Below are 26,939 nucleotides of genomic sequence, written 5' to 3'. Positions count from 1 at the left end.
TACATAAACAACGGACATTGACATGGATCTGTTTAATAGCGCCCACGCCGCGCCTGCCGAGGATGCTCCGCTGGCCTTTCGTATGCGTCCACGTCATTTGGATGATTACGTTGGCCAGCCAGCGCTGGTAGGGCCAGGCAAACCCTTACGCCGCATGGCGGAGTCAGGCATAGTGCGCTCGATGATTCTCTGGGGCCCGCCAGGCGTTGGCAAAACGACGCTTGCTGAACTGTTGGCCAGAGCCTCCCAAGCCCATCTTGAGCATCTCAGCGCGGTAATGGCGGGAGTCAAAGAGATTCGTGCGGTCGTTGATCGCGCCCAGCAAATGTCTTCGACGGTGATTCTTTTTTTAGATGAGATTCATCGTCTCAACAAGAGCCAACAAGACGCCCTGCTGCCTCACGTCGAGTCGGGCCTGTTGACACTGATTGGTGCAACTACCGAAAACCCATCGTTTGAAGTCAATTCTGCGCTGCTCTCGCGCGCGCGGGTTTATGTGCTCAAATCACTGACTCAAGAAGAGCTGATCACGGTGATGCACCAGGCGCTTAACGACGCTGAGCGCGGCCTTGGCAAGCGCACTATTCAGGTCAATGACGATGTTCTCATCGCCCTCGCACACGCAAGCGCCGGTGATGCACGCAGAGCATTGGGACTATTAGAAACGGCCTGCGATTTCACCCGTCTAGAAGCGGGGGCAGAGGTACTGCACAAAGACGTACTCGCCGATGTCATTGGCCATCAGGCAAGCGCGTTCGATAAGCAGGGCGACGCCTATTATGATCTGCTGTCAGCGATTCATAAATCGATCCGCTCTTCACGCCCCGATGCCGCACTGCTGTATATGGCGCGCTTCATGCAGGGCGGCGGCGACCCGCTCGACGTGGTACGCCGGCTGACTGCCATTGCGTCCGAGGATGTCGGCAATGCCGACCCACGCGCCCTGCCGCTCGTGATTGCCGCCTGGGATGCTTACCTGCGCCTGGGTGATTATGAGGGCCAGCGGGCGATTGCCCATGCGGCGATTCACCTGGCAGTCGCCCCTAAAAGTAACCGCATCGACCGCGCCTGGAATGAGGCCAAGCAGTATGTGCGCCAACAGCCGCAGGTTGAGGTACCCACGTATTTGCGCAACGCCCCGACCAAGCTGATGGAGCAGCTGGGCCATGGTGAAGGATACCGTTACGCGCACAATGAGCCCGACGGCTACCCGGCGGGCACCGCGCACAGCTGCTGGCCCGCAGAGCTGCCTAAAGCAACCTTCTTTAAACCTAGCTTACTGGGTCAGGAGAAACGTTTTGGCGAGATAATGGCATGGCGTGAAAGCCTTGACCAAGAAGCCGACAAGGCGCCCTAGGGCGCCTTGTCGGTGGGATCTATTCTACTGCTAACTCATCTACTGCTAACTGGTCTGCTACTAACTTATAGCTCCTCACGAATGACGTCGGTGCCTTCAGGAATATCAAAGTCGAACTGGCTCCGATCGATATTGCCATTATTGGTGATATCGCTAAAGGTAATCGAGGTGCGCTGCCCGGTGCTATCCATCATCCACAGCTCGGTTAACGTATCGGCATCGAACACCATGCTTAGTTCTTCAAACAGCGTATCGGCAGAAATCGGCACGAGGGTAAACACATCGTCGCCGTCGTCCTGCTCGTAAAATACTTCATAGCTTTCAGTTAGGTCGCTGACGCTGCCCGATAACAGTAAAGCAGGTGTGTGCGTGACGCGATCATCCATCGCCTGAATCGTCACCTGCTCAAGGTCAGGATCATACAAATACACATCATCACCGTCTGAAACAACGATCTGAGAGTATGGCGCATCCACTTCCCAACGCAGCAAACCTGGACGAGAAAGCCACATCTCACCGCGCGCGCTCTGCAGGCGGTCACCGCTACCATCTAAAATCTGCTGTTCAAAAGAGGCTTGATAGCTTTCTAGCGGCTCTAGGCGCTCGGTCAGGCGCTCTGCTGCATCGTCCGCCAATACTGGCGCAGCGAACGTTAAACCCAAGGCGCTAGCCGCAAATGCCAGCGATGAATGTCGTCGTGTTTGGGTATCGCGCATATGATCTCCCTAGGCAACCGTTGCCGGATCTTCGTTGCCAAATAATAGTTCGTAAGGCTGACTTAATTGCCCGTGTGTGATTAAGACGTGAAAAACGCCGCCGGGTTTCACCAGCGACGCAATTTTCACGCTTATTGCATAATGATGAATAACACCAAACGATTAGTGACCTACCGGCGGCGGTGCGAGAACATCGCGTGCACCGTTAGACCCCATCGCCGTTACCACACCTGCGCTTTCCATCGCATCAACCAAACGAGCAGCCCGGTTATAGCCAATTTTAAAGCGACGCTGAACGGCAGAAATAGATGCCTTGCGCGTTTCGGTAACAAACTGCACGGCCTCATCATAAAGCGCATCCTGCTCCGCATCGTCACCGTCTACGCCATCGGCTTCAAGGCCAGTTAACGCATCCGCCGTGACGCCGCCCGAGAGAATTTCCTCGATATATTGAGGCGCGCCACGGCGCTTCCAGTCATCCACGACACGGTGCACTTCATCATCATCAACGAAGGCACCATGAATGCGATTAGGCGGCCCTGACCCGGCGGGTAAATAAAGCATATCGCCGTGACCCAGCAGGCTTTCAGCACCGCCCTGGTCAAGAATGGTGCGCGAATCAATTCTTGATGAAACCTGAAAAGCCATCCGTGAGGGAATGTTGGCTTTAATCAGGCCGGTGACCACGTCAACCGAGGGGCGCTGAGTCGCCAAAATCAAATGGATACCGGCGGCACGCGCTTTTTGCGCAAGCCGTGCAATCAGCTCTTCGACCTTTTTACCGACGATCATAAACATATCGGCAAATTCGTCGATCACCACGACGATGTAGGGCAGTTTCTCTAACACAGGATGCGGCTGATGAATCTCCCACGGCTGCGGTTCCCACAGCGGGTCTGCAACCTGGGCTCCGGCACGTTCAGCTTCATCTAAACGACCGTTAAAGCCGGCGATATTACGCACGCCCATGGCCGCCATAAGCTTATAGCGGCGTTCCATTTCAGCGACACACCAGCGCAGGCTGTTGGCAGCTTCTTTCATGTCCGTAACGACCGGCGCCAGCAAATGAGGAATGCCGTCATATACCGACAGTTCGAGCATTTTGGGGTCAACCATGATCAGCTTTAGCTCGCTGGGTTTAGCTTTCAGCAGCATCGAGATCAGCATGGCATTGACACCCACTGACTTACCCGAGCCTGTGGTACCGGCAACCAGTAAGTGCGGCATCTTGCCAAGGTTAGCGACCACCGGGCTGCCGCCAATATCTTGGCCTAATGCCATTGTCAGCGGCGAGGTCTCTTGCTGGTAACGGTCTGAGTCAATAACTTCTCGCAGCCGAATCATGGCGCGATTGGGGTTGGGTATTTCAATACCCACCGTCGGGCGCCCCGGTATAACCTCGACAACGCGTACGCTTTTCACCATCAGCGAGCGCGCCAAATCTTTGGCAAGGTTACTGATTTTCGACACTTTCACGCCGGCCGCAGGCTTAATTTCAAAGCGTGTGATGACCGGCCCCGGCCACGTATCAACGACTTCAGCCTTAACCCCATACTCACGCAGCCGTACTTCAAGCAGCTCCGCCATATCGGTTAATTGCTCTTCGGTATAGTTGGGCTGGTGAGGCTCTGCCGGCGTGAGCAGCTGGAAACTGGGCACATCGCCCTCTGGCTCGTCCATGGTTTCAAACGCCGGACGCTGGCTTTGCAAATGCTCCACAGTCCATAGCGTGGGGCCTTCATCCGTCTCCGGCGCACTTTCTTCAGGAGCAAAGGTGGGCTCCCGACGCATAGTGGGGGGCTGGGGTTGTACAGACTGTACCGGCGGCACTGCTGACGTAGATGATGCAGGCTGCATAGAGGCAGCGGGCGGTGTGAGCGGCATTGGCGCCTCTTCCAGCTCATCATCCATATCTTCATCGTCCCAAACAGGCTCAGGCACGACCTCAGCAACACGCTCAAAAGCAGGCGTCCGCTCGGGCACGATGGCAGCAGCACGCTCAGGGGCGGGCGTGGGTTCTGATACTGACACACGCTGTTCAGGCTCGCTGACAGGCGGTTCCACCGAAGCGCGGCTCGGCTCAACACGCGGAGTCTCGATTGGCTGCTTTTCGGCGGGCGCTTCATCATTCACAAAGTAGCTGGTCGTCGCAGGCATCGATGACGCGTCTTGACGCGACGCCCGCAGCGGGAAGGCGGCGGCTGTGTTCGAAGGCTCGTCTACTGCTGGTTTATCTATCTCTGGCTCTTCTACTGCTGGCTCATCGACCACAGGTTCAGCGGCTGAAGGCTCATCACTATCAGATATCTGGAACGTAGGTTCTGCAGCACGAGGTTTCACAGGTGCGAAAGCATTTTCGCGCGGCGCACTCGGCGTCGTGGCGTCAGCCATGGGTTCTGCAGGCGCTGGAGCACTTGATTGAACAGGCACATGTTTATTGCTCGATAAAGAAGCTGCTTCCCAAGGAATCGAGGTATCGGTGGTATTCCCGATGGTGGGGCTGGCACCAGGTGTCTCATCAGCCGTTGGCTCATACGCCGAGAAGGCGGTCGAGAAGCCCGGCTCGCGCCGCTCACGGCCAGCAGGTGCTTTTACCGCGGGCTTGGTAGCCACTGCTTCTACCTCGGCAGGCGGTGGTGTCTCTGTACGCGCTTGAGGCTTGGGCGCGGGGGCCGGTTTAGCCGCCGCGCGCTGAGCTGCGCGCATACGCCGCGCCTGTCGACGGGCCGAGAACCAGCCGCCCAAGCGGCAGATTCGCTTACCAAGCTCATCGGCAACCTGCAGCCATGACATGCCACTAAACAGCGGAAAACCGCTTAAAATCAGCGCTGCGGCAATTAAACCAACGCCACCACTGCCCACCAGCGGTTTCAGTGAAGCCACAAAGCCTTCACCTAAAATACCGCCTGAGGCGTAGGGCAACATGCTATTAGGATGATAAAAATGCAGCGCTCCCAGCATGGTGGTGCCAAACATCAGCAGGACCAAGCCGCCCGCATGCACCGCAATAGCCACCGGGTCGAGTTCAAAGCGTACCTGACGTGAGCGAATCAACCACCAGGCGGCAAAACCAAACATACCCGGCCACCACAGCGCACTAGCGCCCAGCAGCGAGTAGAGCACATCGGCTAACCACGCACCGACTTGTCCCATCCAGTTACGAATATCCGTTTCTGGCCCCTGATACGACCAGCCAGGGTCAGACGGCTGATAACTAAACAGTGCTAATAATAAGAAAACACATAGCGCAAGCAGTACTACCACCACGCATTCGCGCACTGAGCCCTGTAGGCGCAGCCCAAAACGTCGAGCTTTATCTTTCGCGGCATTAACACGCGCAGAAGAAGCTGACGATGGCGTTTGACGCGCGTTACGCTGCGTTCGCTTGCTTGCTGCTTTATTCACTTTCAAGCGACTCTCCCTTTACACCTCAATGGCGTCTTTAATCCACTTGCGAGTTTGCATCATACCGAGCATCCTTCCCCCGTCACAGAGGCGCTAGCTATGCGACCAGTAAAAACTAAGCGATCAGTCAAACTAAGCGCCCAGTACAAATACGCCGCTCAAGCGCGTTGTAACAGGAGCAAGTAATGCTACCCTGGCTTTCCTCGCCACTTCCTACATTTCCATCTACTGATACAGCGTTGGACTCCCCCAACGGCCTGCTGGCGGCCGGGGGTGAACTCTCCCCTGCTTGGCTCATAGAAGCCTATCGACGCGGCATTTTTCCGTGGTTCAGCGACGACGATCCTATTCTATGGTGGAGCCCAGACCCGCGCATGATACTCCTACCGGAGCAATTTAAGCAGCGCCGAAGTCTTACTAAACGATTACGCCATGGTGGCTTTCATGTCACCGTGGATCAACACTTTGAGCAAGTTATTCAAGCCTGCGCGGCCCCACGCGATGAAGAGGCCGGCACTTGGATCACGGACGAAATGCGCGACGCCTATAACTTGCTTCATTTTCAAGGCATTGCACATAGCATTGAAGTCCATCAAGACGAAAAACTCGTCGGTGGCCTATACGGCATTGCTATGGGCCCCGTCTTTTTTGGCGAGTCGATGTTTTCCCGCGCCCCCGATGCCTCAAAAGTGGCTCTGGCACATTTGGCTAAAGCGATGCGCGACCACGGCGGACGCCTAATCGATTGCCAAATGCACACACCCCACTTGGCAAGCCTGGGAGCTATTACAGTCGCTCGCGCGTCATTCATCAACTATCTTAAAAACTGGCTGCCCGATGACGCGTTTACGCAAGCATCATCCTCCGCTGAAGCACCGATAGTTCCATCGTCACCTTGGCTTCACGCACTTGGCGCCGAGAATAACGCATATTGACGAACTCATACTGTTTCAACGATTTATTTTCGAAAAGGAGGCAAACCGTGAGCAGTAACACTCCGCCCCGCCCGGTGCGGGATTTGCGCTTCTTCCTTACCGTGCCTCATGCCTGTAGCTACCTACCGGGCAAAGAAGCGACCACGCTATTTCTCGACCCGCAGGAGTCACCGGTACCGGGTGTATATGACTCGCTGGCGCTGCTAGGTTTTCGGCGCAGCGGGCGCCACCTCTACCGCCCCCACTGCGAAGGATGTAACGCATGTCGCTCGGTGCGCATTCCCATTGAGCAGTTTGCCGCCAATCGCACTCAGCGCAAGATCTGGCATCGCAATGCCGACATTAGCGTGCGCGTGGCACCGGCCCGCTATTCGGCTCAACATTACACGCTTTACGCTGACTACATTCGTCAGCGCCACGCTGACGGCGATATGTATCCGCCCAGTCGTGAGCAGTACCGCACCTTTTTAACGCTTGAGGAGCCCTACGCCCATCTTATGGAGATGTATCTGGGCAAAGAGCTGGTCGGCGTGGCGGCATTTGATCAGTTAGAGCACGGCCTCTCAGCGATTTATACCTTCTTTGCCGTTAGCGATACGCTAGACAAGCGCTCGCTGGGAACATTCGCTATTCTTCAGCTAATTGAACTCAGCCGAGAAAAAGCGCTGCCGCACCTGTATTTAGGGTATTGGATCGAAGAGTGCCGTAAGATGCGCTACAAGCAGGCTTTTGCACCGCTAGAAATGCTCGACGGGCGCCATTGGCGACAGTTAATTCGTTAAACACGTCAGCTTTTTTGCCTTGGCGGCGGGCTTGCGGCACAATATAGCGCTGATTCTTGAGTGCTCACACAGAAGCACTCAAGTGCTGATGTATTGTTACCTGATTAATTCGTACATGAAGAACCTGTACATTACTAACTCATAAGTGGGGAAATGCCTATATGGCACGCGAAGATCATATTGAAATGGAAGGCGTTATCGTCGATACCCTTCCGAACACCATGTTTCGTGTTGAGCTGGAAAACGGTCACGTTGTTACTGCTCACATCTCTGGAAAAATGCGCAAAAACTACATCCGCATTTTGACCGGCGATAAAGTAAAAGTAGAGCTAACGCCTTACGATCTCTCCAAAGGCCGTATCGTTTACCGTTCGCGCTAAGTCGCTGTCGCTAGCGTTTGATAGCTGACCGCGTTCGGCGGTAACGATTCCTGCGCCGTTCACTGTAAACGACAACGCCCCGTCAGTGACAGGGCGCTGTGCTTTTACGCATACACATTGATGATTGGCTAGGCGGACTTAGCGCCCTTTTCAGGGCGCATCAGCCATTTCAATCTCGGTGGAAATATGCAATTCGCCCTCTTCCAAGCTGACGTGAACAATTCCGCCGCTCTCTGCCAACTCGCCAAACAGAATCATCTCGGCTAATGGTTTCTTCAGCTTCTCTTGAATGAGACGCGCCATCGGGCGTGCGCCCATATCAGGATCGTAGCCTTTATCCGCCAACCAATCCCTCGCCGTGTCGTCCACATCCATCTGCACGCGCTTCTCATCCAACTGTGCCTGCAGTTCGATCAAGAACTTATCGACCACGTTACGCACCACGGAAACGGGCAGCGCATGGAACTGGATAATGCCATCTAAACGATTGCGGAACTCGGGAGAGAACGTGCGCCGAATAACTTCCATGGCATCGGTCGAGTGATCCTGATGCTGGAAACCAATCGAACGACGTGAGGCCTGCTCGGCCCCTGCGTTAGACGTCATGATCAGAATAACGTGGCGGAAGTCAGCCTGGCGTCCGTTGTTATCGGTCAAGCGGCCATGATCCATAACCTGCAGCAACAGATTAAAGACTTCCGGGTGCGCTTTCTCAATCTCATCTAACAGCAGTACGCAGTGCGGCTGCTTGGTCACGGCTTCGGTTAACAAACCGCCTTGGTCATAGCCCACATAACCAGGAGGCGCACCAATCAACCGCGATACGGTATGGCGCTCCATGTACTCGGACATATCAAAGCGCACCAGCTCAATGCCCATAATATGTGCAAGCTGTTTGGCCACTTCGGTTTTACCAACGCCTGTCGGCCCTGCAAACAGGAAGCTACCCACGGGCTTGTCAGGTGATTTTAAACCGGCTCGCGAGAGCTTAATGGCCGCAGAAAGGCTATCAATCGCCTCATCCTGGCCGAAAACCAACATTTTCAAATCACGATCCAGCTTTTCAAGCTGCTTGCGGTCTGAGCTTGAAACACTCTTCGGCGGAATGCGCGCAATTGAAGCAACCACGGCTTCCACTTGCTCAACGTCGATCGTTTTAGCACGCACTTCTGGCGGCAGCAGCCGCTGATGAGCACCCGCCTCATCAATAACATCAATCGCTTTATCAGGCAGGTAGCGATCGTTGATATAGCGGTCTGCCAGGCGCGCCGCACTTTCCAGCGCCGCGTCGGTGTACTTCAATTCATGGTGTTCTTCAAAGCGCGACCGTAGCCCTTTAAGGATTTTGATAGTGTCATCTACCGATGGCGCCATTACATCCACTTTTTGGAAGCGCCGCGCCAGAGCACGATCTTTCTCAAAGATGCCGCGGAACTCTTGGAACGTCGTCGAGCCAATGCAGCGCAGCTCGCCGGAAGAAAGCAGCGGCTTGAGCAGGTTCGATGCATCCATCACACCACCGGAGGCAGCGCCAGCACCGATAACCGTGTGAATCTCATCAATGAACAGCACGGCGTTGGGTTGCTTGCGAAGCTCGCTCAGCAGACTTTTGAGACGTTTCTCAAAATCGCCGCGGTATTTGGTGCCCGCGAGCAGAGCGCCCATGTCCAATGAGTAAACAACCGCATCGGCAATAACATCGGGCACGTCTTCTTCAACGATACGCTTCGCCAAGCCTTCTGCGATCGCCGTTTTCCCCACGCCCGCCTCGCCTACCAGCAGCGGGTTATTCTTACGCCGGCGCGCCAAAATCTGCACGACGCGCTCAAGCTCATGGTCACGACCAATCAGCGGGTCAATTTTGCCTAGCCGCGCCTGTTCGTTAAGGTTGGTGGCATAGCCATGGAGTGGGTGTGACGCACCTTCGCTACCGCCCTCTTCCACATCATCGTTTTCCGAAGAAGGAGAAGGCGAAGGGCCGTGGCCAGCAACTTTTGAAATTCCGTGCGCGATGTAATTCACCGCATCGACACGAGCAACGCTTTGCTGCTTAAGGAAGTATACCGCCTGACTTTCTTGCTCAGAGAAGATCGCTACCAGCACATTAGCGCCAGTCACTTCGCTTTTACCAGATGACTGAACATGAAAAACGGAGCGCTGTAAAACACGTTGGAAACCGAGCGTAGGCTGGGTTTCGCGATCACCCTGCCCTTCAGGAATAAGCGGCGTGGTCGAGTTGATAAAATCCTGCAGATCGGAGCGCAGCTTGTCGAGATTAGCTCCGCAAGCCTTCAGTACGTCAACCGCGGAGGCATTATCCAGCAACGCGAGCAGCAGGTGCTCAACGGTCATAAACTCATGGCGTTTAGAGCGCGCCACGGTAAAGGCCGTGTTCAGGGTCATTTCAAGTTCTTTGCTCAGCATGGCAGTCCCCTTTTCGCTACTTCCTAGGGTATGTCGCCACCTAGGGCTTGCGTCGGATCAGTGTAATCGACCAGTACTCTCAACATCGGGTACAAATGGCACGGTTGCAAGCCTCACCGCCAATTTTTTCTCACGCTTTTTAACTGGCGGCCTCAATATCACTTATCAACGGGTGCTCACACTCCCGGGCGTACTCGTTTACCTGATAGCTTTTGGTTTCAGCTATATCACGAGTAAACACGCCACAGGTGCCCTTTCCTTGGGTATGTACCGCGAGCATGACTTGAACGGCCTTCTCGCTATCCATGTTGAAAAAATCTTGCAGCACTTCAATAACGAACTCCATCGGTGTGTAGTCGTCGTTATGAAGCACCACTTTATAAAGCGGCGGCTGCGCCAGCGCGGGTTCCGCTGACTGAACCGCTATATCACCGTCTTCATCAGGCATATTTGGCCGCGATGCGCCCGCTTTCACGGAGAAAGAGGCCAAGCATGGGCTTTCTAAGTTGGACATAAGCAGCACAATGAGTTGTCTCGACGCTGACCGATGGAAGAACCTGAGGAATATTAATAATACTTCTCAGACGCTGCCGACCAGCAAGGGTTCATGAAAAATTAAAATATCACAGGGTGTAACAGAGGGTGCAATGCAAAAACCCCCGTCCGCCAAGCGGACGGGGGTTCACAGGCTAAATTAAAGCGTAAAATTAGCCCTTAGCGACCATGGCTAACGCTTCATTTAGCGTTTTGCTGGGGCGCATCACTTGCTCAGTCAATGCGTGGTCAGGGTGGTAGTAGCCACGGATATCGGCAGGCTGGCCCTGAACACTGTTCAGCTCATCCAAAATAGCAGTTTCTTTAGACGTCAGTGCTTCTGCCAAACGGCCAAACAGCTCTTTTAGCTCAGCGTCGTCATTCTGCTCAGCCAGCGCCTGTGCCCAGTAAAGCGCCAGGTAGAAGTGACTGCCACGGTTGTCGAGCTCACCCACCTTACGTGAAGGCGATTTATTGCTGTCCAGGAATTGACCGTTAGCTTGATCAAGCGCTTTCGCCAATACGGTTGCACGAGCGTTATCGAAGGTGCTGCCCAGATGTTCCAAAGACGCGGCCAAGGCCAAGAACTCGCCCAGTGAATCCCAGCGCAAATGGTTTTCTTCGAGAAGCTGCTGCACATGCTTAGGTGCAGAACCACCCGCGCCTGTCTCAAACAAGCCGCCGCCGTTCATTAGCGGTACGATCGAGAGCATCTTCGCGCTGGTGCCCAGCTCCATAATCGGGAACAGGTCGGTCAGGTAGTCACGCAATACGTTACCGGTGACGGAGATAGTGTCTTCGCCTTTACGGATGCGCGCCAGAGAGAAACTCATCGCCTCTTCCGGCGTCATGATACGAATGTCCAGGCCATCGGTATCATGATCTTTCAAGTAGCTTTCTACTTTCTTGATCAACTGAGCATCGTGGGCACGCTGGGCATCCAGCCAGAAAATAGCGGGCGTGCCGCTTTCGCGGGCGCGGTTAACGGCCAGTTTGACCCAATCGCGCACAGGCGCATCTTTGGTTTGGCACATACGCCAGATATCGCCCTGCTCAACGCTGTGCTCAAGCACTACGTTGCCGCTGGAATCGGTGACACGCACCGTGCCGTCTACGGCGATTTGGAACGTTTTATCGTGAGAACCGTACTCTTCGGCTTTTTGCGCCATCAGACCTACGTTAGGCACGCTACCCATAGTGGTCGGGTCAAACGCGCCATGCTGCTTGCAGTCTTCAATCACGCTCTGATAGATACCGGCATAGCAGCGATCAGGAATCACCGCTTTCACGTCGTGAAGCTGGTCATCGGCGCCCCACATTTTACCGGAGTCGCGAATCATCGCAGGCATCGACGCATCGATAATCACATCGCTAGGCACGTGCAGGTTGGTGATACCTTTATGCGAGTTCACCATGGCCAAGCGTGGACGCTCGGCATAAAGCGCCTGGATCTCATCCTGAATTTGCGTCTGACGCTCTCCAGGCAGCGTTTTAATTGCTGAATACAGGTCGCCGATACCGTTATTGGGATCAAAACCGGCCTGTTTGAGAACGTCCGCGTGCTTGCTCAGCACGTCCTGATAGAACTCAGTTACCACCATGCCGAACATGATGGGATCAGAGACCTTCATCATGGTCGCTTTAAGGTGTAGCGAGAACAGCACATCTTTCGCTTTTGCGTCCGCGACTTCTTCGGCCACAAAGCGACGCAGCGCGTTGCGGCTCATGACGGCACCGTCAACAACTTCACCGGCAAGCACGGCTGTTTTCTGCTTGAGCACCGTCGTGGTGCCATCTTTTGCCACTAGCTCGATCTTAAGATCGCTGGCTTGCTCAATTAGCGCTGATTTTTCGCTGCCATAAAAGTCGCCATCACGCATGTGAGAAACGTGGGACTTAGAGTCGCTGCTCCACTCACCCATGCGGTGCGGGTATTTACGGGCATAGTTTTTAACTGACAGCGGCGCACGGCGATCAGAGTTACCTTCACGCAGCACGGGGTTAACGGCGCTACCTTTGGTTTTGTCGTAACGCGTTTGAATATCTTTGTCTTCATCACTCTGCGGCGCTTCCGGGTAATCAGGAAGCTTATAGCCCTGCTGCTGTAGCTCTTTGATAACGGCCTTCAACTGCGGCAAAGACGCGCTGATGTTAGGCAGTTTAATAATGTTAGCTTCAGGGGTCTTGGTCAGCTCGCCAAGTTCCGCCAGATGATCGTCGATCTGCTGCTCGTCACTCAGGTAATCAGGAAACTGAGAGATAATCCGCGCGGCCAGGGAGATATCGCGCGTCTCTACTTTGATGCCCGCAGAATCGGTAAAAGCGTCGATAATCGGCAGCAGGGAGTGAGTCGCAAGCGCTGGGGCTTCGTCGGTGAGCGTGTAGATGATCTTCGGCGTTTTGGTCATTTTTGCGTTAACCTCTCTTGTCACTACGATTGCAAGAAATCTTGAGCGGAGCGCGCGCTTAATGATGGGCGCCCCAGCAAGTAGCCGGAGTATACCAGCGCTGCACTTTTTACGCATGAGTGATACACCAAGACGCCAGGGCAGCGAATCAAGAAATGGATAAAGAGATGTCATGAGCAACCTCTATTTATTGCACAAGCCTTTTCAAGTATTGAGCCAGTTTAGCGACCGCGAAGGACGCCAAACATTGGCACAATATATTGATGTGAAAGACATTTACCCGGCTGGGCGGCTGGATTACGACTCCGAAGGATTGCTACTACTCAGCAGCGATGGCGAACTTATCCACCGCATCTCGCACCCGCGCCACAAACAGCCTAAAACTTACTGGGCTCAGGTTGAGGGGCAAATAGACGATGCTGCTCTTAAAGCGCTACGTCAGGGCATCACGCTTAAAGATGGCCCTACTCAGCCTGCCAAGGCACGCCGTATTGAGCCCCCAACGACCGCGCCTCGCCAGCCGGCCATTGACCCCAAACGCCATCCGTCGACCAGTTGGCTGGAACTCATCATTAGCGAAGGCCGTAACCGCCAAGTGCGGCGCATGACCGCTCACGTCGGCTTTCCGACGCTGCGCCTAATTCGCTCGGCGATTGGCCCCTGGCGGCTAGGCGACCTTGCCCCCGGCGAGTGGCGTAAAGAAACGCTACACGCGCCCCGCCCAGCCAATTCGCCTCAGCGAAAACGCGTACAGCCCGCTGCAAAGCGTCGAAAACCAACGTGAGTGCAATTCACAGTACAGCGGCCTGCGTGATTCAGCGCGGCGAGCATTTCTTGATGGTGGAAGAACAGCGTGGCGGCCCCGCCAGCGTTTTTAATCAGCCTGCTGGGCATATCGAAGCCGGCGAAGGCCCCATCGCGGCTATTTTGCGAGAAGTGCAGGAAGAGACGGCCTGGCAGGTATCGCTCACCGGCTACCTGGGGCTCTACGTTTTTCATGCCGATGGCGGGCAAACGTTTCACAGCCACGGCTTTACGGCCGAGCCACTTGATAAGCTCGACCTCGCCCTAGACCCTGACATTATCGCCGCTCACTGGCTGACGCTTGAGCAAATACGTGCGCTAGACCAGCAGCAACGGCTGCGTAGCCCGCTAGTGCTGCAGCGTATTGAGGACGCTTTAAGCGGGTGCTGTTATCCGCTGGCAGTGATTCGTGAGTGAAGCACTCAAAGCCCTTCCCCATCGTGTATAATCGCCGCCCAATTGCAGCTCATTATTTACCTACGCCTATTTTTGTTGCACACCACCGCTCCTGAAGGATACCTATGTCATTTAAAACCGGGTCATCCACTGATTCCACAGCGTCGGCGCTGCCCGAGTCTGAGCCAGCCACTCGCGGCAAAGTCATTGTTGGCATGTCCGGCGGCGTCGACTCTTCTGTTTCGGCCGTTCTCCTCATGCAGCAAGGCTATGAGGTGGAAGGCTTGTTTATGAAAAACTGGGATGAGGACGACGGCACCGATTACTGCACGGCTAAAGAGGATCTTGCTGACGCTGAGGCGGTGTGCGAAAAGCTGGGTATTAAGCTGCATACCGCGAATTTTGCGGCCGAGTACTGGGATAACGTATTTGAGCACTTTTTAGCCGAGTACAAAGCAGGCCGCACGCCCAATCCTGACATTCTGTGCAACCGAGAAATCAAGTTTAAGGTGTTTCTTGAGTACGCCGAAATGCTGGGGGCCGACAAAATCGCCACCGGCCACTATGTGCGCGAAGCGCAGCGCAACGGCCGTCCTCGCTTGCTAAAAGGCCTGGATGGCAACAAAGATCAAAGCTACTTTCTACATGCGGTGCCAGAAGCCGCCATTGCGCGCACGCTGTTTCCCGTTGGGGAACTTGAAAAGCCCGCAGTGCGCGCTATCGCTGAACAGCACGGCCTGATTACCGCCAAGAAAAAAGACTCCACCGGCATCTGCTTTATCGGCGAGCGTCGCTTTCGCGATTTTCTGCAGCAGTATCTTCCCGCGCAGCCCGGTCGCATAGAAACGCCGGAAGGTGATGTGATTGGCGAGCACATGGGGCTGATGTACTACACCCTTGGTCAGCGCCAGGGGCTAGGTATTGGCGGGCTTGCCAACTACTCGGAAGAACCCTGGTACGTGGCGGCTAAAGATTTGGAGCGCAACGTACTGATCGCGGTGCAGGGCAAGCATCATTCTTTGCTCTCATCTGATTCTCTAGCTACCGAGGCCATGGACTGGGTGGCGGGCGAGCCGCCGGTTCAACAAGGCCGTTTTACCGCCAAAACGCGCTATCGGCAAAGTGACTGTGGCTGTGAAATGCGCGTTCTACCCAGCGGCGGCGTCGAGGTTACCTTCGATGACCCGCAATGGGCGGTAACGCCAGGCCAGTCCCTGGTGCTTTATGATGGCGATATCTGTTTAGGCGGTGGCGTTATTTGCGCTATCTGGAAAAAAGACGCGGAGGTTGCGGCATGAATTCCACTACGCCGATTCATCGTGCGCCCGACTCTCCCGCCGTGCGCCAAGCGCTAGCCCTGGCGGGCGTATTTCAAGCCGCCAGCCTGGTGGACGAACTTGCTCGCACCGGCCAGGTCGACACGCGCGCCTGGGACACGCTCATTGAAGCCACTGTGGATACTAACCCACCGAGCTTCGAAGCCATTTATGGCGGGCATCCCAACAATCTTCGCCGTGGCCTGGAAACCTTAGAAGCCTTGGTGGGCCGCAAACAGGCCAACCCTGTGGTGCTGCGCTACGGTTTTTCACTGCTAATGCTGATGAATAAGCTGCGCACCAATAACGCGATGATGGATTCGCTCGGCCAAAAATTAACGCGCATTCAGGGGCAGGCCGAGCACTTCGGCTCTACCCATGAAAACGTCGTTGCCAGCCTAGGCGAAGCGTATCAAGAGACGCTCTCGACCTTTAAAACCCGCATTGTGGTGCAGGGCGACCCGTCGCTGCTGCAAAGCCGCATGATGCCCGAACGCGTACGCGCCTGCTTAATGGGCGGCATCCGTTTTGGGCTATTATGGCATCAGCAAGGCGGGCGGCGCTGGAAGCTTGTGTTCCAACGCAAGGCGCTTCGCCGCGCGCTGGACAGCCTCAGTTAGGCTGCTGATGCCATTAGCTAACCTGCTTTTGAACGGTTTGTTTTTGAACTGTTCGTTTTTGAATAACCTGCTCTCGAACCACCTGGAAACGATGCCATGCAACTCTCCGCTTTGACCGCTCTCTCCCCCGTTGACGGCCGCTACGCTTCTAAAGCTGCCGCACTGCGCGAACACTTCAGCGAATTCGGCCTGATCCGCGCCCGTGTGATTGTGGAAGTTCGCTGGCTACAGCGCCTGGCCGAGCAAGCTCAAATCACTGAAGTGCCGCCTCTTTCCACTGATGCGACGGCGTTTCTTGAGCAGCTGATTACCGAATTCTCGCTCCAGGATGCCGAGCGCATCAAAGAAATCGAGCGCACCACCAATCACGATGTCAAAGCGGTTGAGTACTTCCTTAAAGAGAAGATTGCGGATCAGTCCGAGCTGCATGCAGTTACCGAGTTCATCCACTTCGCCTGCACCAGCGAAGACATCAACAACCTTTCCTACGGCGTGATGCTCAGCGACGGCCTTAAGGCCATGCTACCCACCATGCATGAAGTGGCTGACGACATTGCCAAATTGGCCATTGCCCATGCCGCCCAGCCGATGCTGTCGCGCACCCATGGTCAAACCGCTACGCCCACAACGCTGGGTAAAGAAATGGCAAACGTGGCGTACCGTCTTAAGCGCCAGCTAAAGCAGATTGAAGCAGTGGAAATGCTGGGTAAGATCAACGGTGCCGTGGGTAACTATAACGCCCACCTGACAACCTATCCTGAAGTCGACTGGGAAGCCAACGCGCGCACCTTTGTGGAAGGTTTAGGACTGACGTTCAATCCCTACACCACTCAGATCGAGCCACACGACTACATTGCCGAGCTGTTTGATGCCATCTGCCGCTTCAACACAATCCTGATCGACTTTGATCGCGACGTATGGGGCTATATCTCACTGGGCTACTTTAAGCAGCGCACGGTTGAAGGCGAAATTGGCTCTTCCACCATGCCGCATAAAGTTAACCCGATTGATTTTGAAAACTCTGAAGGCAACCTGGGGCTCGCCAATGCGATACTTGGCCACCTTTCTCAAAAACTGCCTATTTCTCGCTGGCAGCGCGACCTGACGGACTCCACCGTACTGCGCAACCTGGGCGTGGGCCTGGCGTATGGTTTAATTGCTTATCACGCCAGCCTAAAAGGCATCAGCAAGCTTGAAGCCAACCCGGAGCGCCTAGACACTGACCTGGATAACAGCTGGGAAGTGCTCGCAGAACCGATCCAAACAGTCATGCGCCGCTACGGCATCGAAAAGCCCTATGAAAAACTTAAGCAGTTAACGCGTGGCAAACGCATCGACCAGGCCGGTTTTGCCGCGTTCATTGACTCTCTTGAGCTACCTAATGATGTCAAAACCGAACTGAAAGCGCTGTCACCGGCAAGCTACATTGGCAACGCTCAGGCACAGGCCGAAGCGCTGACAAAACAGCTCGGTTGCTTGTAACACCCTTTGCTGCGACCACCTCTTTCTCCAGCACGACAGGATACGCCATGAACCATCACGATAAGCCGCTAACCCTTCTGGGCGATCTTACCGCCGCAGATTTCTTAGCCAATTATTGGCAGCAAAAACCGCTGCTGATTCGTGGCGCCATGCCAGACTTTATCAGCCCCATCGAGGCCGACGAACTGGCAGGGCTTGCCTGTGAGCCTGGCGTAGAGGCTCGCCTAGTCGAGGAAGAAGGTCCGGACGGCCCTTGGCAGGTATCTCACGGCCCCTTTGATGAAGCCACCTTTGCACGGCTGCCGGAAACTAACTGGAGCCTGCTGGTTCAAGCGGTTGACCACTACGTGCCCGCCGTTGCAGCGCTAATGGATGAGTTTGATTTTTTACCGCGCTGGCGCCTTGATGACGTCATGATCAGCTATGCACCTCCTGGCGGCAACGTGGGCGCGCATATTGACCAATACGATGTCTTTTTGCTTCAGGCCAGCGGGCACCGTCGTTGGCAGCTAGGTGGCAAATTAACCGAAGATGCCCCGATCATCGCCGGTATTGATCTGCGCATCCTGCAAGAATTCACCATCGAGCCCGACTCCGACTGGGTGCTTGAACCGGGCGACATGCTGTACCTTCCCCCCGGCTGGGCGCACCACGGTGTCAGCCAAAGCGATGATTGCATGACCATTTCGCTCGGCTTTCGCGCGCCCTCTGCCGACGAAGCCATCACTTCTTATGCGGATTTTTTGGGCGAACAGCTTCCCGCATCCCAGCGCTATAGCGATGCGGGCATGGCGCCTGCAAATTTGACCGGCGAGCTGGACGATGCAGCCATTGAGCGTATGCGTCAGCTGATTGTGTCGACACTCGATAACCCGGTGCAGTTAGCGCAATGGTTTGGCCGCGTCATGACCCAGCCAAAATATGTTGATCAAGTTGTACCGCTTGAAACACCGCTGACCGAGGCGGCGCTTGTTGCTCAACTACAAGACGGCGAACCGCTTTATCACATGCCCGGCTCGCGCTTTGCTTGGCGCAGCGAAGCAGGCGGCACCACGCTGTTTGTCGATGGCGACAGCCACGCGTGTTCTGCTGAGCTAGCCCAGCGCTTAGCTGACGCAACCCCGATCTACGCCGAAGACCTTGAAATTGACGCTGCAGCAGCGCTGATTACACAGCTGGTAAACACCGGCAGCCTCGGCTTTATGAGCGATGAAGGCGACGACGAGGAGTATTAATGGCGATTGCCCACGTTAACTCTGGCGATTGGGAAACACTCGGCCCGGCTGCCAGTGAGATCCGCCGCCGAGTCTTTATTGACGAGCAAAGCGTGCCACAGGAAGAGGAATGGGACGGCCTTGACCCTGAGTGCCGGCACTTTCTAGCCATGCTTGACGGGCAGCCAGCAGGCACTGCCCGGCTGCTGCCAGATGCGCATATTGGTCGCGTTGCCGTGCTCGCTAACGCCCGAGGCACCGGCATTGGCGTACTGCTGATGAAGGCGGCGATTGAGGCGGCACGCCATGCGGGCCACTCTCAGGTAGCGCTTAGTGCCCAGGTTCATGCGCTGGCGTTTTATGAGCGGCTAGGTTTCGTCGCTCACGGTGATGAGTATATGGATGCGGGCATCCCACATCTCGATATGACGCTCTCACTGACGTAACAAGCCGCCGTAATCAATCTTTAGCACTGCCTCGGCAGTGCTTTTTTATGCCTGTTTGGCGAAAAACAACTACCTAAACCCGCCACAAACCCTCCCTTCCGCTACCCCCCTGTTGTCGGGTTACAACGCCCTGTGCACCCAAGTGTCAATTGTTGAATTGAGCATACTCACCGATAGTTGTTGCACTGCAGCGTTAAGGCAATGCGTTGCTAATTTGCGCAAGACCATTACGACTCAAGCCATCATTAAAGAGGGTATGCTCATGTCAGGACTACTCGACGATATCAAAGCCATGGCCCAACTACGCGAAGCACAGGGCGGCAAATGGGAAGCCATTAAACCTGAGTACGCCGCCCGAATGCGGGCTCAAAACCGCTTTCATACCGGCATCGACATTGCTCGCTACACCGCTAAAATCATGCGTGAGGATATGGCCGCCTATGACGCGGACACTGCGCAGTACACTCAATCGCTTGGCTGCTGGCACGGCTTTATTGGCCAGCAGAAGCTTATTTCGATCAAAAAACACTTTGGTACCACTAAACGTAGCTACCTCTACCTTTCTGGTTGGATGGTCGCCGCACTCCGCTCCGAGTTCGGCCCACTGCCTGATCAGTCGATGCACGAAAAGACCTCGGTCGCAGATCTCATTGCAGAACTTTATACGTTCTTGAAACAAGCCGATGCCTGGGAACTGAACCATCTTTTTCGCGCCTTGGGCGATGCTAAAGACGCGGGCAGTCGTGAGGAAGAACAGCGCCTGATCAGCAAAATCGACAATTATGAAACGCATATCGTGCCGATCATTGCCGATATCGATGCAGGCTTTGGCAATGCGGAAGCCACCTATCTGCTGGCCAAAAAATTCATCCAAGCGGGCGCCTGCTGTATCCAGCTAGAAAACCAGGTCTCTGATGAGAAGCAGTGTGGTCATCAGGACGGCAAAGTCACCGTCCCCCATGAAGACTTCCTAGCCAAAATAAACGCCGTGCGTTACGCCTTTTTAGAGCTGGGTATCGACGACGGCGTGATCGTGGCGCGCACCGACTCACTGGGCGCCGGTTTGACACAAAAAATTGCCGTTACGCGTGAACCCGGTGATCTCGGCGACCAGTACAACTGCTTCATCGACGGTGATGTGATTGAAAACGCTGCCGACATCAACAACGGCGATGTCGTCATCAAACAGAACGGCAAGCTGGTTAAACCTAAGCGGCTCGCCTCAGGCCTCTATCAGTTCAAGCCAGGCTCTGGCGAGGATCGCGTTATTCTGGACTGCATCACCAGCCTGCAAAATGGTGCGGACCTGCTGTGGATCGAAACCGAAAAGCCCCACGTTGGGCAAATTGCTAGCATGGTGAATCGTATCCGTGATGTCGTGCCGGATGCCAAGTTGGTTTACAACAACTCACCTTCGTTTAATTGGACGCTCAACTTCCGCCAGCAGGTGTTTGATGCTTGGCAAGAAGAAGGTAAAAACGTAGCGGCGTATCAGCGTGAAAAACTGATGAGCGCCGAGTACGACGACACCGAGCTTGGCCAACTGGCCGATGAATGGACCCGCAATTTCCAGCGTGATTCTTCTCGCGATGCGGGTATTTTCCACCACTTAATCACGCTGCCCACCTACCACACCGCCGCCCTGTCGACTGACAATCTGGCAAAAGGTTACTTCGGTGATGAAGGCATGCTGGCATACGTAAAGGGCGTGCAGCGTCAAGAAATCCGCCAAGGCATTGCCACGGTTCGCCATCAGGATATGGCCGGCTCCAACATTGGCGATGATCACAAAGAGTTTTTCCACGGCGATGCCGCGCTCAAAGCCGGTGGCAAAGACAACACCATGAATCAGTTTGGCTAATATAGACGTTTGATGCATTCATACGCTTATCGGAGCTTATAACAGGAGGCCTTGTGGTCTCCTGTTATAGTTATCGTGTAGTATTTGCACACTGCTTTCTTAATACGCTGTTACACTCTTGACTAAGCTATTTAGGGGCTATTATTTTTACGCATTGATCTTTTTAGATGATAGCTGGTCAAAGGTGGTAGTATCGGCTATCTTTAACGAACACTGTTCTATAACTGCAATCCACCTTTTGCCTACCTGTTGGTAGCAGCTATACGGGCGACAGTTACTCAAGACAGCTATTCAAGATAGTCATTCAAAATAGTTATTCAAATAGATATACCTTGGAGGTTTTAATGAAACGTCTTCTTCTTCCTGTTGCCGCAATGAGCATTCTTACGCTAGCGGGCTGTGCCAATACGTCTGGTTATTCTGGCGATGTCTATCGCGGAAGCCAAGCGCAAACGGGCCAAAACGTGACTTACGGCACGATCTCGGCGGTTCGTCAGGTACAGATTCAGGCTGAAAGCCGTGCGGGCGGGCTGCTGGGCACAGGTGGTGGCGCTATCATCGGTGGCCTTCTGGGCAGCCAAATTGGTGGCGGTTCAGGACGCCAGCTAGCCACCGTTGCCGGCGCACTGGGTGGCTCAGTAGCAGGCACTGCAGCGGAAGGCGGTGCTAACCGCGTAGCCGCGTTAGAAATGGAAATTCGCCGCGACGATGGCACTGACGTTGTCGTTGTACAGCGCGCGGATCATCCTTTCCAAGCGGGGCAGCGTGTACGTTTGATTGGTAATGGCGGCAGCATGAGCGTTGCGCCCTACTAACTAGTTGCGCCCTACTAACGAATAGTGACGGCTATTGAAGGCGATTTTTCACTAGCAGTTAAACGTTAGCAAAAAGCCCGGCCATCAATGATGGCCGGGCTTTTTTATCGAGTGCTACCAAGCGATGCTTAAAAGTTAGCCTTGTTGCCGGCCCAGCTTACTAGCGCCGAGACGCCCCAGCCGATAAGACATAGCAGTATCGCCACCAGCAGCATTTCAACTGGCTGCACCAGGGTCGTTGCGCCCAGCACCGCTAGCGTGATTACCCACAGGTAACGGTTATCACCGTCACTTTTCAAAAAGCCGGGCAGTACCTTATCTAGCCCCTGGCTAACGCCGTTGCTCCAGCGCTGATTGACAAAATATGCAATCAGGCAAAACGCGATAAGCCAAATAAAAAAAATCGTCATTGAGTGCTCCAAAATAATAGGGCAAAGGAAAAAGTGATGGTCGTAGGGTATCCCTGGTCACCCTAACGCGCAACACCGCCTAAAGGCTTGGATAGGAAAAAGCACCCTTACCCCCTGACAAGCCAGCACACACGCGTTACCATATTGGGACATGCACTCAGCTAAAGGTTATTCCATGCAAATTGCACAAAACTCGGTTGTCGCGTTCCACTACACACTGACCAACGATGCAGGTGAAGTGCTTGACAGTTCCGAAGGCCGTGAGCCGCTAACCTACCTCCATGGCGCTGGCAACATCATTCCGGGCCTTGAGAAGGAGCTTGAAGGTCGTGCAGCGGGCGAGAAACTTAATGTTGCAGTATCTCCAGCCGAAGGCTACGGCGAGCTGCAAGAAGAGCTGATGCAAGAAGTGCCTCGCGATGCCTTCCAAGGCGTTGAGAGCATTGAGCCGGGCATGCAGTTCCAAGCCCAGACTCAAGGCGGACCACTAATGGTTACCGTCAAGAAAATTGAAGGCGATACGGTGGTTGTTGATGGCAATCACCCACTGGCTGGGCAGAATCTCAACTTTGACGTTGAAATCGCTGAAGTCCGCGATGCAAGCGCTGATGAAGTTGAGCACGGCCACGTGCACGGTGAAGGTGGCGTTGAGCACTAAGTGCCTCGCGATACCGATCAGAAAAAAGGTGACCCTCGGGTCACCTTTTTTTATGCCTATGATTAAGCAACCCCCGATTAAGCGTCTTCATCACTGGGGATCAGCATTAGCTGCCCGTGACGAACGCTTCTTGATGAAATCACTTCGGCCGCAAACTGTTTTAACGCGCTCCCCTGGCCCTTGAGCAAAGCAACTTCGAGGCAGCTGTCATGGTTAATATGCACATGCAACGTTGAAAGCATCAGGTGATGATGGTCGTGAGAATGACGCGTTAAACGCTTAGACAGCTCCCGGGCTGCATGGTCATAAACATACACCAGCGCACCCATACAAGGCGCGTCGGGCGCAGCCTCTTCCCTCACCTGCTTTAAACCGCTGCGCGTTAAGTCGCGAATCGCTTCAGAGCGGTTCTGGTAACCACGCTCATGCATTAGCGTATCCACTTCTGCGAGAAGCTCCTGGTCAAGCGTTACCGTTACACGCTGCATTCACGCCCCCTTTGCTGATTGGCTGTTCACATCCTGACGGTGTCGTCAGTATGATGTTATTGTAAAAACATCATACTGACGACATAAAGGATCAAGCGATGGCTAAACCATTTAGGCCTATCTTACTGGGCATTACGCTAAGTTGTTTAGCTGTCGCCAGTGGCGTACAGGCAAAAGAGCAGTTAATCCTGGCGATTGGTGGAGAGCCCGAGCAAGGCTTCGACCCGCTGCTGGGTTGGGGCCAGTACGGCAATCCACTGTTTCAGTCAACGCTACTCTCGCGCGGCAAGGATCTATCGCCACAGGCGGAGCTTGCCACCGAGTGGTCACTTTCAGACGATCGACTGACCTGGACACTCATACTGCGCGACGATGCCCGCTTTTCTGACGGCACGCCGCTCACCGCTGAAGACGTTGCCTATACCTTCAACACAGCGGCACGCGCAGGTGGCCGGGCTGACCTCAGCGCCCTTGAAGTAGCCACGGCGCTTGACGACCATACCGTGACGCTACGCCTGCAGGCTCCGCGTATAACGTTTATCGACCAGCTGCTGACACTCGGCATTGTGCCCAGTGCCAAGCGCGACAACGGCTACAGCGAGCGCTATGGTCGGCATCCTATCGGCTCTGGGCCTTATCAACTGGTTGAATGGCAGGAAGGTGAGCAGCTGATTGTTGAACGCAATCCTTATTTCTACGGCTCCGAACCCACCTTTGAACGACTGGTATTTCTATTTACCGCTGAGGATACCACGCTAAGTGCCGCCCATGCGGGCCAGGTAGATATCGCCTCAGCCCCTGCCGCACTGGCCTCCAACCTGCCGGCGCATATGAATCGAACCATCATGCAAAGCGTCGATAACCGCGGCATTCTTTTTCCCATGCAGCCAGCGAGTGGCGAGCAAGCAGCCTCTGGGGCGCCCATTGGCAATGACGTAACCGCTGACATTGCCATTCGCCAGGCGATCAATTTAGCCGTTGACCGCGACACATTGGTCGACGTGGCGCTTCATGGGTTTGGTCGGCCGGCATTTGGCCCAGCCGACGGCCTACCTTGGAGCGCGGAAGAAGAGCAAATAGCAGCACCAAACCTCGCCCTCGCCGCCGAGATTCTCGACGACGCAGGCTGGGAGCTGGGTGATGACGGCGTGCGCCATAAGGATGGCCTGCCTGCACGGTTCAAGCTCACCTACCCTTCAAGTGATACCACCCGGCAGCTACTTTCGGAAGTTAGCGCTGAGATGGTTCGCCCTTTGGGCATAGACATGCAGCCCACCGGCCGTCATTGGGATGAAATTAAGCGTGAGGCGCTGCACCAGGATGCCATCATGCTTGGCTTTGGCAGCCACAGCCCTCAAGAGATTTACTACCTTTTCCACAGCCAGCATGCGGGCAACGGTTTCTATAACAGCGGTTTCTACGCCAATGCTGAGGTTGATGCGAACCTTGACGCCGCCCAAGCGGCAGAAAGCGTTGCACAAGCCAACGACTACTGGCGCGCAGCCCAGTGGGACGGCACAACAGGCTACGGCGTTCGCGGTGATGCTAGCTGGGCTTGGCTAGTCAATCTTGAGCATGTCTACTTTACCAACAGCTGCTTGGATGTGGGTGAGCTGGGCATCGCCCCGCATGGGCACGGCTGGCCGATCACTAGCAATCTGCTTGAATGGCGCTGGACGTGCGACTGATTAATTTCATAACGCAGGAATTAGCGCAGGAATTAGCCAAGCGTTTAGCGCGCCTCACACTGGTATTACTCTGCGTGGCATTGGTGTCATTTGGACTGATGATGGCTTCGCCAGTTGATCCCATTGATGCCTACTTAGGCCCCCAAATGGCTCAGGTTAGCCCTGAACAGCGCGAGCTAATTGCCCAGCGCTGGGGGTTTGACGCGCCGCCTGTCGTACAGTTTAGCCACTGGCTGCGCCAACTATTGAGCGGCGACCTAGGCTGGAGCCATGTGTATAACCAGCCGGTCAGCGAAGTCATCGGCCAGCGCTTTCAGCGCTCCATTGCCCTACTCGGCGGCGCCTGGCTATTGTCAGCACTGCTAGGCTTTAGCCTGGGCGTTGTGGCAGGCGCCAAGGAGGGCTCAACGCTGGATAAGATCATCAGCACATACGCCTATATCACCGCCTCTACCCCCGCTTTTTGGCTGGCGATACTCGCAGTGCTGTTGTTTTCGGTATTTTTGGGCTGGACGCCCACTTGTTGCGCAGGCCCGACCGGGATCTTGAGTCAGCAGGTGTCGCTCGCTCAGCGCTTGCATCATCTCGTGCTGCCAATTGCCACGCTGGCACTGCTGGGCATCGCCAATATAACGCTGCACACGCGCCACCGCATGCTTGAATTTATGCGCTCAGAGGTGGCCACCCACGCCTTCGCCCAAGGCGCTAGCCGACTTGATGTGGCGTGGCGACACGGCATACGCCATGCATGCTTACCGGCAATGACGCTAGCGTTTGCATCCCTGGGTGAGCTGTTTGGCGGCTCTATCTTAATTGAGCAAGTATTCGCCTATCCTGGCCTGGGTCAGGCCACGGTGGCCGCTGGCCTGCGCAGCGATATTCCGCTCCTACTAGGCATTGCGCTTTTTACCGCCCTATTTGTCAGCATTGGCAATCTAATGGCCGATAGCCTTTACGGCGTTATCGATCCGCGAATCAAGCTGGGTGACCTATGATCCGCCATCAGCCGCGCCTGCGCGCCCTGCTCAGCGCTGGCATCACCCTACTGCTCATTATGGGGCTCATCGCCAGCCAGTGGCTGCTGGGAGACACTCCGCAGCAGATGCAGTTTGATGCACGGCTAGCACCGCCGAGCCTTGCTCATTGGTTTGGTACCGATGCGCTAGGGCGAGAGCTGTGGGCGCGCACTTTGGCGGGGCTTTCCATTAGCTTTTGGGTAGGCTGCCTGGCCGCTCTGCTGAGCACGCTGATTGCATTAAGCCTGGCGGCATTGGCCGCGCTGTCTAGGCGGCTGGATGCCCTGGTTAGCCTGCTGATAGATACGCTGCTTAGCGTGCCGCATCTTATTCTATTAATGCTCATCGCCTTTGCCCTTGGCGGAGGCACTCAGGCAGTGATTATCGCAGTTGCCGCCACCCACTGGCCTAGCTTAGCCCGCGTGCTGCGCGCTGAGCTACTGCACTTACGCCAGGCTCCCTACGTACGCATTTCCCGTGCGCTAGGCAAGTCACGCTGGTTTGTGCTGCATAGCCATTTACTACCTCACCTGCTTCCCCACTGTCTGATCGGCGCTTTACTGCTATTTCCTCACGCAATCTTGCACGAAGCGGCGTTAACGTTTTTAGGCTTTGGCCTAAGCCCTAGCCAACCCGCTGTTGGCGTACTGCTGGCTGAAGCCATGCGTTACCTAACGGGCGGCTATTGGTGGCTCGGGGTATTTCCTGGGTTAGGTCTACTCATCATGGTGCTGTGTTTTGCGCGCCTGGGCAGCAATCTAAGGCGAGCGCTATAGCGCTTTTT

24 protein-coding genes are annotated in these 26,939 nt (G+C 55.0%); 17 read left to right on the top strand and 7 right to left on the bottom strand.

Annotation, left to right across the window (positions count from 1 at the left end; all coding sequences use genetic code 11):
- The first annotated feature begins 22 nt into the window (after positions 1–22).
- Positions 23–1,357, top strand: a complete 1,335-nt coding sequence (locus ACT3TF_RS04205) for a replication-associated recombination protein A (protein ID WP_096281369.1) — start codon at positions 23–25, stop codon at positions 1,355–1,357.
- Between the two features lie 65 nt (positions 1,358–1,422).
- Here the strand turns inward: ACT3TF_RS04205 and lolA are convergent, their stop codons facing one another.
- Both lolA and ACT3TF_RS04195 read right to left on the bottom strand, forming a co-directional pair.
- Positions 1,423–2,073 carry an outer membrane lipoprotein chaperone LolA gene (gene lolA, locus ACT3TF_RS04200; RefSeq protein WP_096281371.1) on the bottom strand — a complete coding sequence of 217 codons (651 nt, stop codon included), beginning with the start codon at positions 2,071–2,073 and terminating at the stop codon, positions 1,423–1,425.
- Between the two features lie 162 nt (positions 2,074–2,235).
- Positions 2,236–5,484, bottom strand: coding sequence for a DNA translocase FtsK 4TM domain-containing protein (locus tag ACT3TF_RS04195; RefSeq protein ID WP_444671638.1), 3,249 nt, complete (start codon positions 5,482–5,484; stop codon positions 2,236–2,238).
- 179 nt (positions 5,485–5,663) lie between these two features.
- On the opposite strand from ACT3TF_RS04195, the gene aat reads away from it, so the two are divergent.
- The 3 genes from aat (at position 5,664) to infA (ending at position 7,575) form a co-directional block, all read left to right on the top strand.
- On the top strand, positions 5,664–6,413 hold the full coding sequence (aat, locus tag ACT3TF_RS04190) for a leucyl/phenylalanyl-tRNA--protein transferase (protein ID WP_096281375.1): 750 nt from the start codon (positions 5,664–5,666) through the stop codon (positions 6,411–6,413).
- Positions 6,414–6,460: 47 nt separating this feature from the next.
- The gene (locus ACT3TF_RS04185; protein ID WP_441686182.1) at positions 6,461–7,195 is read left to right on the top strand and encodes an arginyltransferase; all 735 of its coding nucleotides are present in this window, start codon (positions 6,461–6,463) and stop codon (positions 7,193–7,195) included.
- 161 nt (positions 7,196–7,356) lie between these two features.
- Positions 7,357–7,575 carry a translation initiation factor IF-1 gene (gene infA, locus ACT3TF_RS04180; RefSeq protein ID WP_007111068.1) on the top strand — a complete coding sequence of 73 codons (219 nt, stop codon included), beginning with the start codon at positions 7,357–7,359 and terminating at the stop codon, positions 7,573–7,575.
- Between the two features lie 150 nt (positions 7,576–7,725).
- Here the strand turns inward: infA and clpA are convergent, their stop codons facing one another.
- The 3 genes from clpA to ACT3TF_RS04165 all read right to left on the bottom strand — a co-directional run bounded on the left by clpA (position 7,726) and on the right by ACT3TF_RS04165 (position 12,941).
- Positions 7,726–9,999 (bottom strand): ATP-dependent Clp protease ATP-binding subunit ClpA, encoded by a 2,274-nt coding sequence (clpA, locus tag ACT3TF_RS04175; protein ID WP_444671637.1) that lies wholly within the window; start codon positions 9,997–9,999, stop codon positions 7,726–7,728.
- A gap of 139 nt (positions 10,000–10,138) precedes the next feature.
- Positions 10,139–10,447, bottom strand: a complete 309-nt coding sequence (gene clpS, locus ACT3TF_RS04170) for an ATP-dependent Clp protease adapter ClpS (protein ID WP_096281381.1) — start codon at positions 10,445–10,447, stop codon at positions 10,139–10,141.
- A 259-nt stretch (positions 10,448–10,706) separates the two neighbouring features.
- Entirely contained in the window at positions 10,707–12,941 is a 2,235-nt protein-coding gene (locus tag ACT3TF_RS04165) for an NADP-dependent isocitrate dehydrogenase (RefSeq protein ID WP_444671636.1), read from the bottom strand.
- A 172-nt stretch (positions 12,942–13,113) separates the two neighbouring features.
- Between ACT3TF_RS04165 and ACT3TF_RS04160 the strand changes: the two genes are divergently transcribed.
- From ACT3TF_RS04160 to ACT3TF_RS04120, 9 genes are all read left to right on the top strand, one after another.
- Positions 13,114–13,725: a pseudouridine synthase gene (locus ACT3TF_RS04160; RefSeq protein WP_444671635.1), complete on the top strand. Its 612-nt coding sequence runs from the start codon at positions 13,114–13,116 to the stop codon at positions 13,723–13,725.
- Entirely contained in the window at positions 13,722–14,162 is a 441-nt protein-coding gene (locus ACT3TF_RS04155) for an NUDIX hydrolase (protein WP_096281386.1), read from the top strand. The genes ACT3TF_RS04160 and ACT3TF_RS04155 overlap by 4 nt, the downstream gene beginning before the upstream one ends.
- A 104-nt stretch (positions 14,163–14,266) precedes the next feature.
- On the top strand, positions 14,267–15,439 hold the full coding sequence (gene mnmA / locus ACT3TF_RS04150) for a tRNA 2-thiouridine(34) synthase MnmA (protein WP_441685606.1): 1,173 nt from the start codon (positions 14,267–14,269) through the stop codon (positions 15,437–15,439).
- Positions 15,436–16,077 (top strand): high frequency lysogenization protein HflD, encoded by a 642-nt coding sequence (hflD, locus tag ACT3TF_RS04145; protein WP_427046960.1) that lies wholly within the window; start codon positions 15,436–15,438, stop codon positions 16,075–16,077. The genes mnmA and hflD overlap by 4 nt, the downstream gene beginning before the upstream one ends.
- 96 nt (positions 16,078–16,173) lie before the next feature.
- Positions 16,174–17,559, top strand: a complete 1,386-nt coding sequence (purB, locus tag ACT3TF_RS04140) for an adenylosuccinate lyase (RefSeq protein ID WP_444671634.1) — start codon at positions 16,174–16,176, stop codon at positions 17,557–17,559.
- Between the two features lie 47 nt (positions 17,560–17,606).
- On the top strand, positions 17,607–18,794 hold the full coding sequence (locus tag ACT3TF_RS04135; RefSeq protein WP_096281392.1) for a cupin domain-containing protein: 1,188 nt from the start codon (positions 17,607–17,609) through the stop codon (positions 18,792–18,794).
- Entirely contained in the window at positions 18,794–19,219 is a 426-nt protein-coding gene (locus ACT3TF_RS04130) for a GNAT family N-acetyltransferase (protein ID WP_096281394.1), read from the top strand. The genes ACT3TF_RS04135 and ACT3TF_RS04130 overlap by 1 nt, the downstream gene beginning before the upstream one ends.
- A gap of 262 nt (positions 19,220–19,481) precedes the next feature.
- The gene (locus ACT3TF_RS04125; protein WP_096281396.1) at positions 19,482–21,080 is read left to right on the top strand and encodes an isocitrate lyase; all 1,599 of its coding nucleotides are present in this window, start codon (positions 19,482–19,484) and stop codon (positions 21,078–21,080) included.
- A 344-nt stretch (positions 21,081–21,424) separates the two neighbouring features.
- Positions 21,425–21,895 (top strand): outer membrane lipoprotein, encoded by a 471-nt coding sequence (locus tag ACT3TF_RS04120; RefSeq protein ID WP_096281398.1) that lies wholly within the window; start codon positions 21,425–21,427, stop codon positions 21,893–21,895.
- 128 nt (positions 21,896–22,023) lie between these two features.
- On the opposite strand, the gene ACT3TF_RS04115 is transcribed toward ACT3TF_RS04120, so the two are convergent.
- Positions 22,024–22,305 carry a hypothetical protein gene (locus ACT3TF_RS04115; protein WP_096281400.1) on the bottom strand — a complete coding sequence of 94 codons (282 nt, stop codon included), beginning with the start codon at positions 22,303–22,305 and terminating at the stop codon, positions 22,024–22,026.
- 175 nt (positions 22,306–22,480) lie between these two features.
- Here ACT3TF_RS04115 and ACT3TF_RS04110 point away from each other — a divergent pair, with 175 nt between their 5' ends.
- Complete coding sequence (locus tag ACT3TF_RS04110) at positions 22,481–22,963, top strand: FKBP-type peptidyl-prolyl cis-trans isomerase (protein ID WP_096281402.1); 483 nt, start codon at positions 22,481–22,483, stop codon at positions 22,961–22,963.
- A 77-nt stretch (positions 22,964–23,040) separates the two neighbouring features.
- Here the strand turns inward: ACT3TF_RS04110 and nikR are convergent, their stop codons facing one another.
- A complete protein-coding gene (nikR, locus tag ACT3TF_RS04105) occupies positions 23,041–23,451 on the bottom strand; it encodes a nickel-responsive transcriptional regulator NikR (protein ID WP_096281404.1) in 411 nt (136 codons plus the stop codon).
- Positions 23,452–23,549: 98 nt separating this feature from the next.
- Between nikR and ACT3TF_RS04100 the strand changes: the two genes are divergently transcribed.
- The 3 genes from ACT3TF_RS04100 to ACT3TF_RS04090 are packed head-to-tail and all read left to right on the top strand — an operon-like array spanning position 23,550 to position 26,931.
- A complete protein-coding gene (locus tag ACT3TF_RS04100) occupies positions 23,550–25,139 on the top strand; it encodes an ABC transporter substrate-binding protein (RefSeq protein ID WP_444671633.1) in 1,590 nt (529 codons plus the stop codon).
- Positions 25,118–26,134 (top strand): ABC transporter permease, encoded by a 1,017-nt coding sequence (locus ACT3TF_RS04095; RefSeq protein WP_444671632.1) that lies wholly within the window; start codon positions 25,118–25,120, stop codon positions 26,132–26,134. The genes ACT3TF_RS04100 and ACT3TF_RS04095 overlap by 22 nt, the downstream gene beginning before the upstream one ends.
- Positions 26,131–26,931, top strand: coding sequence for an ABC transporter permease (locus ACT3TF_RS04090; RefSeq protein ID WP_096281410.1), 801 nt, complete (start codon positions 26,131–26,133; stop codon positions 26,929–26,931). Before ACT3TF_RS04095 ends, ACT3TF_RS04090 begins: the two co-directional genes overlap by 4 nt.
- Positions 26,932–26,939: the final 8 nt, after the last annotated feature.

Source organism: Halomonas sp. AOP25-F1-15 (assembly GCF_052378675.1).
GTDB classification, from domain to species: domain Bacteria; phylum Pseudomonadota; class Gammaproteobacteria; order Pseudomonadales; family Halomonadaceae; genus Vreelandella; species Vreelandella casei.
This window is presented reverse-complemented; position numbering and strand designations above follow the sequence as displayed.